Below are 12227 nucleotides of genomic sequence, written 5' to 3' on the forward strand. Positions count from 1 at the left end.
ACAACAGAAAACGATAAGCGGGGGCCCTTCCTTACCGGTGTCACGGGCCCGGGCGGGGGCCCCGGGGGCGCTCGGGTGGTGGGGTGGCCATGCCGGCGCCGACTTCGTCGACGGCGTCGTCGATCTGGTGCGCGAGCACGACGTCGAGCGCGGTCACCCCGTCCAGGGCTCGGGTCCGGACGGTCAGCACCGCCGTCTGCGGCGACTCCCGGCCGACCGTCGGCCCCCGGCCGGTCTCCGGGCGCAACCGTGCCAACCGGCCCAGCACCCGGTCGAGGTTCTCCGGCGGAAGCTCGATGGTGCGGGTCAGCCGCCGCCGGTCGCCGGACCAGTAGGGAAGCGTCGCCAACGCGTCGCGGAGTTCGTCGTCGGTCAGCGGTGCGGTGGCGCCGGCCGGGTCGACCAGCCCGCCGCCGGCCGGCGGCGGGCCGAGCAGCTCCCGCAGCTCGGTCGGCAGCTCCAGCGAGCCGATCAGTCCGTCGTCCGCCGAGGCGAGCGCGCTCAGCGTCGCCTGCGCCTGGTAGCGCGCCTGCTCCGGGCTGCGATGTGTCAGCCGGGCCACCTCGTCGAGGAAACCGGCCAGGTCGCGACGCCGGTCGCCGGTGGCCAGCGCGCCGTCGTCGTACAGCTGGTTCGGTACGGCGTCGAGCAGCCGTTGCCGGTCGGCGGTCTCCAGCGCGCGGGCCAGCGCGGCCACCGTGGCTTCGGCGGCGGCGCGGGCCTGCTCGAAGTCGACGCCGGCCCGGCGCCCGATGTCGGCGACGAACTCCCGGTAGCCGATCACGGCGACCCCGGTGGCGGTGCCGGGCAGGTCGTCGGGGGCCGGGCCGGGGCGGTCGGCCGGGGCCGGCGGCGGGGTGGTCGGACCGCCCCGCTCGGCGTTCGGCTTGTGGCTGCCGGCCGGCGCGGGCCCGGCGCGGCGGCTCCGGTCCAGGCTTGCGAGCTGCTTGTCGGCGCCGAGTGTCGCGCCCACCTCGCTCGGGCGCCGGCCCCGCTCGCGGGCCTGCCGCGCCAGGGTACGGCGCCGTTGGTTGTCGCCATCCATCTGCTTCCCGCTCATGCCGTCTCCTCGCTGGGCTGGTCGTCGTCATGAGGATCCGAACCGTGCCTGCTCCGGGCCACCACCGCACCCGGCGGCCGCACGACTGCGGCACGATCAACTGCCTTCCCCGGCCCGCATCGACAAAACTTGCCGGCGTCCGACCCCGGGCCTCCGGCCGGCTCATCACGCCGGGGTGAGGAGCGCTCACCCCGCCGGTGTCGATGATCGGTTCGACCGCCGCGACCGCCGCGACCGCCTTGGGCATCGGGGTGAGGCGGTCCCGTCCCGTGCCGCCCGAGGAGGGTCAGCATGAAGAGGATCGTCGAGATCGTGCCCGCCCGGCCCGGTTGGTACGCCCGCTGGCGGCTCGCCCCGGACACGACCCGCTGCTACCCCGTGTCACTCTGGGCGCTGCTGGAGGAGACCGACGAGGGAGGGCGGGAGGTCATCGGGGTCGACGCCGCCGGACAGTGGCCCGGCTCGGACGAGAACGAGGCGAGTGGCGAGTTCGTCCGCTACCTGTTCCAGCCGCCGGAGAGCGGCCCGCCCGAGGACGCAGCCCGGCCGGACGAGGTGGGTGTTGAGCCGATCCGGCGGCCGGCCCGGCTGAAGGCGGTCTGAGGAGCCGCCGGGCGCCCTCCTGCTGTCCGGATCTCCGCTCCGCCCCGGATCGGTGCGATCATGGGCTCATGACGGCATGGCAGGACGTCGAGCGGGCGGTGCCGGAGTTCGCCGCACGGGTACGGGCGCTCTTCGACGCGCACAGACACAAGACGATCGCCACCCTGCGGGCCGACGGGTCGCCGCGGATCTCCGGGATCGAGGTGGTCTTTTCCGACGGCGAACTCGTCTTCGGCTCGATGCCGAAGGCGCGCAAGGGCGCCGACCTGCGGCGGGATCCGCGGTTCGCCCTGCACAGCGCGACCGTCGACCCGATCGAGGGGGCCGAGGCGCAGTGGCCGGGCGAGGCGAAGGTCGCCGGTCGGGCGGTCACCGCCGGACCGATCAGCGAGGGGCCGGAGGGCGACCGCTTCCATGCCGACATCACCGAGGTCGTGCACACGCACCTGAACGAGCAGGCCACGCTGCTCGTGGTCGAGTGGTGGACGCCCAGACACGGGCTGCGGAGGATCGAACGCGAGTGAGATCCGGCCTGGCTCGGCCTGGCTCCTGGCGGTCAGAGTAGTTCCAGCGGCCGAGGGCCGCTGGGCGCCGGAAATGTCCGGTCGAGTTCGGCCAGGTCCTCCTCGGTCAGGACCAGCTCGACGGCCGCCCGGTTCTCCCTGACGTGGTCGGGGCGGCTGGCCCCGGTCACCGCGCACACCCCTTGCTGGCAGAGCAGCCAGGCCAGCCCCACCTGCCCGGGCGTGGCGCCGTGCCGGTCGGCGACGCGGCGCAGCACCGGATGGTCGAGTAGCCGGCCCCGCTCGAGCGGCGAGTACGCCATGATCGGTAGGCCGGCCGCGCGGCAGCGGGGGAGCAGGTCCCACTCGATGCCCCGGCGGGTGAGGTTGTAGGGGATCTGGTCCGTCTCGACGGCGGTGCCGCCCGGAATGCCGGCCAGTTCGACCACCTCCGGCAGATCGAAGTTGCTCACCCCCCAGTGCCGGATCAGCCCCTGGGTCATCAGGCCGGTGAACGCCTCGACGGTCTCCGGCAGCGGCGCGTCGCCCCGCTGGTGCAGCAGATACAGGTCGATCCGGTCGGTGCCGAGCCGCTCCAGGCTGCGGGCGCAGGCGTCGGCGGTCCCGATGGTGGTCGCATGCTCCGAGGAGACCTTGCTGACCAGGAAGATCTCCTCGCGCCGGTCGCCGAGCGCCTCCCGGACCAGTTCCTCGGCGGCGCCGTCGGCGTACACCTCGGCGGTGTCGATCAGCGTGAGGCCGGCGTCGACCCCGGCGCGGAGCGCGGCCATCTCCTCCTCCCGCCGCCGGGGGTCCTCCGCCATCCCCCAGGTGCCCTGGCCGAGCGCGGGGATCGCCTCACCGGACGGCAGCGTGACCGTGGGAACCTGCCGCTGCGCCATGCCCTGCCTCCCGTCCCGACCGGTCCGCGCCGCCCGGTCCCGGTGGGCACCTTCCCCCGGCCGTGCCGGGCAAACCGAATGGTCGCCGGTCACGGCGTGGCCGGGTGAGGCGAGGCGCGGATCCGCCGCACCGGCTCTCGATGTCGATCGAGCCGCTGCGTATACTTGCCTGACTGCAAGTATCGGCTGGTAAATCGCACGGAGGCGGGCGTGGTCTTCACCGTCAGGCATGTGGTGCACGCGGAACTCGTGCGCCTCCACCTGGGCGGTGAGCTTGACATCACTACCGCCCCGGAGCTCAGTGCCGAGATCGACAAGTTGCTCGACGCCGGGCACCGGCGGTTGCTCGTCGATCTCGCGGAGCTGAGCTTCTGCGACTCCAGCGGTCTGGCCGCTTTCGTGCGCGGAGACGACCAGGCCGGCTCGCGAGGCGGCTGGCTCCGGTTGACCGGTGCGACGGGGCGGGTCGAGCGGGTGCTGCGGATCAGCGGCCTCGACGAACTGCTCCGCTTCGACCGGGAGCGGCACGACCCCGCCACTGTGAAAGACCGATGATCCGTTACAGTTCGCACGCCGCGTCGATGGTCGGCAACCTGCCGGAGACCTCGGAGCGCTGGTGACGCGGGTACGCTCCGTACCATCCCATCAACCAGAGGCGGGTATGCCGTGGACGCAGCCGAGCCGAACCCCGTGCGGATCCTGGTCGTCGACGACGATCCCGGTGATGTCCTGATGATCGAGGAGGCGCTGGTCGGCTCGGGGATACCCAAGTCGATCGACGTGGTCGGCGACGGCGAGGAGGCGATGGAGTTCCTCTATCGCGAGGGACGACACCGCAAGGCTTCCCGGCCGGACATGATCCTGCTGGACCTGAACATGCCCCGGATGGACGGTCGGCAGGTGCTCGACAGGGTCAAGAGCGACGACGACCTGAGGACCATCCCCATCGTCGTCCTCACCACCTCCAACGCGGACAACGACGTCCTGGGCAGCTACAACCTGCGGGCGAACGCGTACGTCACCAAGCCCATCGACCTCGACGACTTCAACGACGTGGTGCGGCGGATCGACGAGTTCTTCGGCCAGATCGTGGTGCTGCCCAAGCGGCAGTGAGTGGTCGCCGACCACCCTCGCCGCGTTCCGGGTCGCCGACCCGCTCAGACGAGCGCGCCGACCACAGTCGTCGCCCGCTGCTCGTGCTGGGCGTACGCGTCGGGGAAGGCGGAGATCTGCACCGACTGGGCGGCGACGGTCACGCTCATCTCCTGCCATCCGGCTATCTCGAGCAGCGCCGAGTAGAACTGCTCGGCCGCGTACGCCGGGCGCATCAGGTCGGCGACGCTGCCCCACCCGGAACTCGGGCGCTGCTGGAAGAGCCCGACGGAGTCGTGGTCGTAGCCGACGCCCTGGTTCGGCTGGTCGAGCGACTCGGGTAGCACGCCACTGGCCAGGTTGTAGAGGTTGCTCTCCTGCATGGCGGTGGCGATGGCGACCACCAGGCCCCGGCGTGGGATCTCCATCCGCACGCCGACCTGGACGATCGTGTGGGCGTTGTCCATCTGCGCCTGGGTCAGCCCGGCGACCGGGGTCGGCCGGGCCGGCTTTCTGCTCGCCCGGGCGACTGCGGTCCGGGCCGCCGTCGGCTCGGCGGTCGGCGTGCTGGGGGCGGCCGTTGGGGTGGGGGTGGCGGCCGGCGGGGGCTCGGGTGCCCGTTCGGTCGCCCGGGACGCCGGCTGCCGTTCGGCCTCGGCGGCGCGTTCGGCGAGCAGGCCGGCCGGCGTCGGTTCGATCGGAGCGGTGGTCGCGGCCCGGGACTCGACGAAGGCCACCGCGCCGAGGCAGCAGACCACCGTCGCGACCGAACCGATCCGGAACGGGGTGGCGGAGAGCAGTGCCCGGGTCCGGGGCAGCCGGCGTCGCTCGGGGGCCCGGTGGCGTCCGGTTACCTTCTCGGTGGAGCCGGTATCCGCCGAACGGTCAGCCTGCGCTCCGGTGTCCTCGCCGCGATCTGCATGTTCCGTGTGATGCACCCGCCGAGGTTAGGTAACGCCGAGCTGAATGGGGCCGGTCGGATCGGTGGCCTACACCACACTTTTGCCTGGTCAACCGGTCAATCGCCGGCACCGCCCACCGACCGTGCCGGGACCGGGCTGATCGGGTATGTCCGTCTTGTTCCTCCGGATGCGCCAGCCGGGGACGGTTCGCCGCGGGCACGCGCTCCTGCTCGGAAGATCGTCCGGTTCCACCGTTCGGTCCAGTTCGTCCCGGACGGTCGGACCGATCCGGACCTGGCTCGAATGGTCGAGAGACCCGGCCCGGGTGGTCGGGGGACCGGCCCGGGTGGTCGGGGGACCGGCCCGGGTGGTCGGGGGACCCGGCCCGGGTGGTCGAGGCGTACCTGGGTGATCGTCGGCGTCCGGAGCCACCCGCTCCGATACGATTCTTCCGGTGGCGGAAAGCAAGATCAAGACTGCGGATGGCGGGCCGCCCGGGCGGGCGTGGCGCCGTGGCCGGCCGCTCCTGATCGCGGCCGCTCTGCTGACCGCGCTGATCGCCGGCCACCGGTTGATCCCCAACGTGCGCGGCCTGGGCAGCCTCGTGGACAGCGCGGCACCCTTCCTCGGCCTCGGCGTGCCGCTGCTCGGGCTGGTGGCCCTGCTGCGCCGGTCCTGGATCGCGCTGGCCGCCGCGCTGGTGCCAGCCCTGCTCTGGGTGGCGCTGTTCGGCACCGCGTGGCTGCCCGACGGCGGCGGCGGGTCGGTGCGGCTGCGGGTGGCGAGCCAGAACCTACGGGCCGGCAATCCGGACCCGGCGGCGACGGTGGCCAGCCTGGCCGGGACCGGGCCCGACCTGATCGCCCTGCAGGAAATCTCCGGCGACACCCGGGAGCCGGTCGCGGGGGTGCTGGTCGAGCGCTATCCCCACCGGGCCGCGGTCTCCACGGTCGCGCTCTGGAGCAGGTTTCCGATCCGGGAGGACGTCGGCGTGGACACCGGGCTGGCCTGGACCCGCGCCCTGCGGGCCGTGGTGGCGGCGCCCGGCGGGGACGTGGTCGTCTACGTCGTACATCTCGGCTCGGCCCGGGCCGGGGACACCGGCACCCGGGACCGCACGGTGGCCACGCTCGCCGACCGGATCCGGCATGACCGGGCCGAGCGGCTGATCGTGCTCGGCGACCTCAACACCGCCTCCACCGACCGCATGATCGAGCCCCTGACCGAGCTGCTGCACGACGCACAGGCCGACGCGGGACGGGGACCGGGCTTCACCTGGCCCGCCGCGCTGCCGGTCACCCGGCCCGACCATGTGCTCTACCGCGGGCTCACCGCAGCGTATGCCCGGGTCCTGCGCACCCCGGCCAGCGACCACCGGGCCGTCACCGCAGGCTTCCGCTGATCCAGCACCGGCCGTGATCCTGGACGGGCCGGTGGACGCGACTCGGGCCGGTGGACGCGACTCGGGCCGGTGGACGCGGCTCGGGTCAGTGGCGCGGCTCGGGTCAGTGGCGCGGCTCCGGTCAGTGGCTGCGGGGCTCCGCCGGGCCGACGGTGAGGGTGTGCCGGCTGCCGTCGCTGGAGAACGGCCAGAGCCGGTCGGCATACCGGGCCAGGTCCGTGAGCTGGTCCCGGTTCAGGCCGGCCGAGGCGATACTGGCCCGTACGTCCGCCCGGTAGAGGCCGTCGGCGTCCCGGGCCAGCCGGGCCTGGGCACGCACCTGGACGGTGTGCGCCTCGTCGGTGATGCCGGTCGCCGCCTCGACCGCCGCGTGGTGCAGGCAGGAGGCGAACGCCGCCGCGAGCAACTGCTCGGGGGCGAGGCCGGTGCAGTGCGGCGCCAACGGTGAGGCCAGCGTGGTGGAGAGTTCGCCGTCGTCGGTATGCAGCCGGCCTCCCTCGGCGGTCGCGGTGGCCTCGTGTACCCAGGCTTCCGATTCCGGCATCCCGCACCCTCCCCGTGTGGCTCCCGGCGAGGGCTACCCGGCACGGCCGCCCGGAAACCCGCTGGTCAGGCGTCAAGAGAGCGTCAAGAAGCCGGCCCGGGGCGTAGCCGAACCGTCAGAACCGGCCACTGCCGCGCCCGCCGCGGGCTTCGATAGGTCAGGCGACCGAAAACGGGCGCCTGGACATCTGCGCTGGAGAGGACGTTGGCGTGATCGACGTCGTGTTCGTGCTGCTGACGCTGGGGCTCTTCGCGGCCCTGGCCCTGGTCGCCCGGGCGGTGGAGCGACTGTGAGCGCAGTCAACCTCGTCGGCCTGGTGCTCTCGGCCGGGCTGGTCGTCTTCCTGCTCGCCGCCCTGCTCTTCCCGGAGCGTTTCTAGATGAGTACGACAACCGCGGGCATCATCCTGCTCGGCACGCTCGCCGCGGCGCTGGCGGCGGTGCACAGGCCCTTCGGGGACCACCTCTACCGGGTGGTGACCGGCACCCGGCACTCCCGGGTGGAACGGGGCATCTACCGGCTGATCGGCGTGGACCCGCACGCCGAACAGTCCTGGGGCACGTACGCGCGCAGCGTGCTGGCCTTCTCCCTTGTCTCGATACTCTTCCTCTACGCCTTCCTGCGCCTGCAGGACCGGCTCTGGCTCTCGCTGGGCTTCGAGGCGGTGCCCGACCACCTCGCGTGGAACACCGCGGTCAGCTTCGTGACGAACACGAACTGGCAGGCGTACTCGGGTGAGTCGACAATGGGTCATCTGGTGCAGATGGCCGGGCTCGCCGTACAGAACTTCGCCTCCGCCTCGGTCGGCATCGCGATCGCGGTGGCCCTGGTGCGGGGCTTCGCCCGCAGCCGTACGGACCGGCTCGGCAACTTCTTCGTCGATCTGGTCCGGATCACCCTGCGGGTGCTGCTGCCGATCGCGCTGCTCGGTGCTCTCGTGCTCATGGTCGGCGGGGTGGTGCAGAACCTCTCCGGCGGTACGGACGTCGCCACGGTGACCGGCGGCACCCAGACGCTCACCGGTGGCCCGGTCGCCTCGCAAGAAGTGATCAAGGAGCTCGGCACCAACGGCGGCGGCTTCTACAACGTCAACAGCTCCCACCCGTTCGAGAACCCGACGACCTGGACCAACTGGTTCGAGCTGTTCCTGATCCTGCTGATCCCGTTCAGTCTGCCCCGGGTCTTCGGCCGGATGATCGGGCAGAACCGGCAGGGCTACGCGATCGTCGCCGTGATGGCGGTCCTGGCGATCGCCAGCATCACCCTGACCAACGTCTTCGAGTTGACCGGCGCCGGCACCGTGCCGCAGGCGGTCGGCGCGGCGATGGAGGGCAAGGAGGCCCGGTTCGGGGTCTCCAACTCGGCCTCCTTCGCCGCGATCACCACGCTCACCTCGACCGGCTCGGTGAACTCGTTCCACGACTCCTACACGGCGCTGGGCGGGATGATGCCGATGGTCAACATGATGCTCGGCGAGGTGGCGCCGGGCGGCGTCGGCGCCGGCCTGTACGGCATGCTCGTCCTCGCGGTGATCACGGTCTTCGTGGCCGGCCTGATGGTCGGCCGGACCCCGGAGTACGTCGGCAAGAAGGTCGGCGCACGGGAGATCAAGTTCGCCTCCCTCTACTTCCTGACCACCCCGCTACTGGTCCTGATCGGCACGGCAGTTGCCTTCGCCACCGGCAACAACGCCACGGCGCTCAACGTCGGCCCGCACGCCCTCTCCGAGGTGCTCTACGCCTTCACCTCGGCCAGCAACAACAACGGGTCGGCGTTCGCCGGCATCACGGTGAACACCCCGTGGTGGGACGTGGCGCTCGGGCTCTGCATGCTGCTCGGCCGGTTCCTGCCGATCATCCTGGTGCTCGGTCTGGCCGGCTCGCTGGCCCGGCAGAACCCGGTGCCCACCTCGGCGGGGACGCTGCCGACCCACCGGCCGCTCTTCGTCGGGATGCTCACCGGCGTGACGGTGGTGCTGGTGGCGCTGACCTTCCTGCCCGCGTTGGCGCTCGGCCCGCTCGCCGAGGGGTTGTGAGCGCCGTGAGAGTTCTCCACAACATGGTGAGGAAAAGCACGATGACTGTCAGCCCGGCAGTGCCCGCCCCCTCCGGCGGGCTCCCCTCCGCCGGCCCCGGGCGCGGTGGCCCGGTCGGCGGCGGGCTGTTGGATCCGCGGCAACTGCTCCGCTCGCTGCCGGACGCGGCCCGCAAGCTCAACCCGGCGACGCTGTGGCGCAACCCGGTGATGCTGATCGTGGAGGTCGGCGCGGTCTTCACCACCGTGCTCGCTGTCGCGGAGCCGACCGGGTTCGCCTGGGCGATCACCGCCTGGCTCTGGCTGACCGTCCTCTTCGCCAACCTGGCCGAGGCGGTCGCCGAGGGCCGGGGAAAGGCGCAGGCGGCGACGCTGCGCCAGGCGAAACGCGACACCGTCGCGACCCGCCTCACCAGCTGGTCGCCGGGGGCAGGGCCGGGCGGCTACCGCGAGGAGGCGGTCGCCGCCACCGAGCTGCGATACGGCGACATCGTGCTGGTCGAGGCGGGGCAGGTCATTCCCGGCGACGGCGACGTGGTCGAGGGGATCGCCAGCGTGGACGAGTCGGCCATCACCGGCGAGTCCGCCCCGGTGATCCGGGAGTCCGGCGGGGACCGCAGCGCGGTCACCGGCGGCACGAAGGTGCTCTCCGACCGCATCGTCGTGCGAGTCACCCAGCAGCCGGGACAGAGCTTCGTCGACCGGATGATCGCACTGGTGGAGGGGGCGAACCGGCAGAAGACCCCGAACGAGATAGCGCTGAACATCCTGCTCGCCGCGCTGACCGTCATCTTCCTGGTCGCGGTGGTCACGCTCCAGCCGCTGGCGATCTTCTCCAAGGAGTTCCAGGGCGCGGCGCCGGACACCACCGCGGTCGACGCGGACGGGGTCACCGGCATCGTGCTGGTCTCCCTGCTGGTCTGCCTGATCCCGACCACGATCGGGGCGCTACTCTCCGCGATCGGCATCGCCGGGATGGACCGTCTGGTGCAGCGCAACGTGCTGGCCATGAGCGGCCGGGCCGTCGAGGCGGCGGGCGACGTCAACACGCTGCTGCTCGACAAGACCGGCACCATCACCCTCGGCAACCGGCAGGCGGCGGAGTTCGTCCCGGTCGCCGGGGTCACCGCCGAGCAGGTCGCGGACGCGGCCCAGCTCGCCAGCCTGGCCGACGAGACGCCGGAGGGGCGCTCGATCGTGGTGCTGGCCAAGACGGCGTACGGTCTGCGTGAGCGCTCCGGTCTGGCGGGCAGCGACTTCGGTGCCGGCAGGCACGGCGAGGATCGCCACGTCCCGTTCACCGCGCAGACCCGGATGTCCGGGGTCGACCTGGCCCCGTACTCCGCTGTGGACGGCGGTCCCGGTGGCCCGGCCCGGCGGCTCCGCAAGGGCGCCGCGGCAGCGGTGATGAAGTGGGTGCGGGACAACGGCGGGCACCCGACCGAGCAGGTCGGGGAGATCGTCGACGGGATCAGCGGCGGTGGGGGCACCCCGCTGGTCGTCGCCGAGCACGTCGACGGCGAGCCGGCCCGCGCCCTCGGGGTGATCCACCTCAAGGACGTGGTCAAGTCCGGCATGCGGGAGCGGTTCGACGAGATGCGCCGGATGGGTATCCGGACCGTGATGATCACCGGCGACAACCCGCGTACCGCGAAGGCGATCGCGGACGAGGCCGGGGTGGACGACTTCCTCGCCGAGGCCACCCCGGAGGAGAAGCTCGCGCTGATCAAGCGGGAGCAGGAGGGCGGCCGGCTGGTCGCGATGACCGGTGACGGCACCAACGACGCGCCGGCACTGGCCCAGGCGGACGTCGGGGTGGCGATGAACACCGGCACCACCGCCGCCAAGGAGGCCGGCAACATGGTCGACCTCGACTCCGACCCGACCAAGCTGATCGAGATCGTGGAGATCGGCAAGCAGTTGCTGATCACCCGGGGCGCGCTGACGACCTTCTCGATCGCCAACGACATCGCCAAGTACTTCGCGATCATCCCGGCGATCTTCGTCGGGATCTACCCGAGCCTGGACGCGCTCAACGTCATGCGGCTCTCCAGCCCCGCCTCGGCGATCCTCGCCGCGGTGGTCTTCAACGCGATCATCATCGTGGTGCTGATCCCGCTCGCCCTGCGCGGCGTGCGCTACCGGCCCGGCAGCGCCAGCAGTCTGCTCACCCGCAACCTGTCGGTGTACGGCCTCGGCGGGGTCGTCGCGCCCTTCGCCGGAATCAAGATTCTCGATCTCCTCATCTCGCTCATTCCAGGGGTCTCGTGATGCGCCTACCCACCTGGCTCGCCCACCACCTGGCCGCGTTCCGGGCCGTACTCGTCTGCACCGCGCTGCTCGGGCTGGCCTACCCGCTGCTCATGGTCGGGGTTGGGCACCTGCCCGGTCTGCACGACCGGGCCGGGGGCTCGGTCGTCCGCACCGCCGACGGCACCGTCATCGGCAGCCGGCTGATCGGGCAGTCCTTCACCGACGCGGACGGCAACCCCGTCCCGCGATACTTCCAGTCCCGACCCTCGGCCGCCGGTGACGGCTACGACCCCACCTCGACCTCGGCCAGCAACCTCGGCCCGGAGAGCGTCGAGGACATCCTGCCGGTGCCCGGCACGGTCGACGCCGAGGGCAACCCCGACGAGGGTACGCAGAGCCTGCTCACCCAGGTCTGCGCCCGCAGCCGAGCCGTCGGCGAACTCGACGGGGTGGACGGGAGCCGACCGTACTGCACGCCGGACGGGGTCGGTGCGGTGCTGCGGGTCTTCCACCGCGACGGCCTGACCGGGCCGGTGACCCGGGCGGTCAGCGTCAACCAGCCCTGCCCCGCCACCCCGTTCGTCGGCACCTTCGGCGGGGTCGCCGTCGAATGCGCCGTGCCGGGCGATGACTACTCCGGCGGGGTGGTCACCCCGGTCCGGGGCGATGCGCCCGCCGAACCGGCGGTGCCGGCCGACGCGGTCACCGCCAGCGCCAGCGGCCTCGACCCGCACATCAGCCCGGCGTACGCGGAGATCCAGGTGAACCGGGTCGCCCGGGAGCGGCAGACCAGCCCCGACGATGTGCGGCGGCTGGTCGCCGAGCACACCGACGGGCGGGGACTCGGCTTCCTCGGCGAGCCCCGGGTCAACGTGCTGGAACTCAACCTCGCCCTGGACCGCGCCTTCCCGGTCGGCGGCTGATCGGCCACG

The 12227-nt window shown here is 72.3% G+C and carries 13 protein-coding genes; 9 read left to right on the plus strand and 4 right to left on the minus strand.

All coding sequences use genetic code 11. The annotated features are described in order from the left end of the window. Positions 1–40: 40 nt before the first annotated feature. Complete coding sequence (locus tag ACN28C_RS21265; RefSeq protein ID WP_422769294.1) at positions 41–1060, minus strand: DUF2267 domain-containing protein; 1020 nt, start codon at positions 1058–1060, stop codon at positions 41–43. A gap of 291 nt (positions 1061–1351) precedes the next feature. Here ACN28C_RS21265 and ACN28C_RS21270 point away from each other — a divergent pair, with 291 nt between their 5' ends. Next, positions 1352–1663, plus strand: a complete 312-nt coding sequence (locus ACN28C_RS21270) for a hypothetical protein (protein ID WP_422769295.1) — start codon at positions 1352–1354, stop codon at positions 1661–1663. 68 nt (positions 1664–1731) lie between these two features. Continuing rightward, positions 1732–2187 (plus strand): pyridoxamine 5'-phosphate oxidase family protein, encoded by a 456-nt coding sequence (locus ACN28C_RS21275; protein ID WP_422769296.1) that lies wholly within the window; start codon positions 1732–1734, stop codon positions 2185–2187. A 32-nt stretch (positions 2188–2219) separates the two neighbouring features. Here ACN28C_RS21275 and ACN28C_RS21280 read toward each other — a convergent pair whose 3' ends face one another. Next, positions 2220–3068 (minus strand): aldo/keto reductase, encoded by an 849-nt coding sequence (locus tag ACN28C_RS21280; protein WP_422769297.1) that lies wholly within the window; start codon positions 3066–3068, stop codon positions 2220–2222. A 210-nt stretch (positions 3069–3278) separates the two neighbouring features. Here ACN28C_RS21280 and ACN28C_RS21285 point away from each other — a divergent pair, with 210 nt between their 5' ends. Beyond that, complete coding sequence (locus ACN28C_RS21285) at positions 3279–3623, plus strand: STAS domain-containing protein (protein WP_422769298.1); 345 nt, start codon at positions 3279–3281, stop codon at positions 3621–3623. Between the two features lie 111 nt (positions 3624–3734). Further along, positions 3735–4181: a response regulator gene (locus tag ACN28C_RS21290; protein WP_422769299.1), complete on the plus strand. Its 447-nt coding sequence runs from the start codon at positions 3735–3737 to the stop codon at positions 4179–4181. A 44-nt stretch (positions 4182–4225) separates the two neighbouring features. Here ACN28C_RS21290 and ACN28C_RS21295 read toward each other — a convergent pair whose 3' ends face one another. Then, the gene (locus ACN28C_RS21295) at positions 4226–5098 is read right to left on the minus strand and encodes a hypothetical protein (RefSeq protein ID WP_422769300.1); all 873 of its coding nucleotides are present in this window, start codon (positions 5096–5098) and stop codon (positions 4226–4228) included. A gap of 418 nt (positions 5099–5516) precedes the next feature. On the opposite strand from ACN28C_RS21295, the gene ACN28C_RS21300 reads away from it, so the two are divergent. Further along, the gene (locus ACN28C_RS21300; RefSeq protein ID WP_422769301.1) at positions 5517–6464 is read left to right on the plus strand and encodes an endonuclease/exonuclease/phosphatase family protein; all 948 of its coding nucleotides are present in this window, start codon (positions 5517–5519) and stop codon (positions 6462–6464) included. Positions 6465–6585: 121 nt separating this feature from the next. Here ACN28C_RS21300 and ACN28C_RS21305 read toward each other — a convergent pair whose 3' ends face one another. After that, positions 6586–7008 (minus strand): OsmC family protein, encoded by a 423-nt coding sequence (locus tag ACN28C_RS21305; RefSeq protein ID WP_422769302.1) that lies wholly within the window; start codon positions 7006–7008, stop codon positions 6586–6588. A gap of 289 nt (positions 7009–7297) precedes the next feature. Here ACN28C_RS21305 and kdpF point away from each other — a divergent pair, with 289 nt between their 5' ends. From kdpF to ACN28C_RS21325, 4 genes are read left to right on the plus strand one after another with little or no spacing between them, the layout of a single operon-like run. After that, on the plus strand, positions 7298–7387 hold the full coding sequence (gene kdpF / locus ACN28C_RS21310) for a K(+)-transporting ATPase subunit F (RefSeq protein ID WP_422769303.1): 90 nt from the start codon (positions 7298–7300) through the stop codon (positions 7385–7387). Then, positions 7388–9043, plus strand: coding sequence for a potassium-transporting ATPase subunit KdpA (kdpA, locus tag ACN28C_RS21315; protein WP_422769304.1), 1656 nt, complete (start codon positions 7388–7390; stop codon positions 9041–9043). It abuts the gene before it with no gap. 41 nt (positions 9044–9084) lie between these two features. Further along, positions 9085–11313: a potassium-transporting ATPase subunit KdpB gene (kdpB, locus tag ACN28C_RS21320; RefSeq protein ID WP_422769305.1), complete on the plus strand. Its 2229-nt coding sequence runs from the start codon at positions 9085–9087 to the stop codon at positions 11311–11313. Continuing rightward, a complete protein-coding gene (locus ACN28C_RS21325; RefSeq protein WP_422769306.1) occupies positions 11313–12218 on the plus strand; it encodes a potassium-transporting ATPase subunit C in 906 nt (301 codons plus the stop codon). Before kdpB ends, ACN28C_RS21325 begins: the two co-directional genes overlap by 1 nt. Positions 12219–12227 lie beyond the last annotated feature (9 nt).

This window comes from Plantactinospora sp. WMMC1484 (assembly GCF_049315195.1).
Classification (GTDB): Bacteria; Actinomycetota; Actinomycetes; order Mycobacteriales; family Micromonosporaceae; genus Plantactinospora.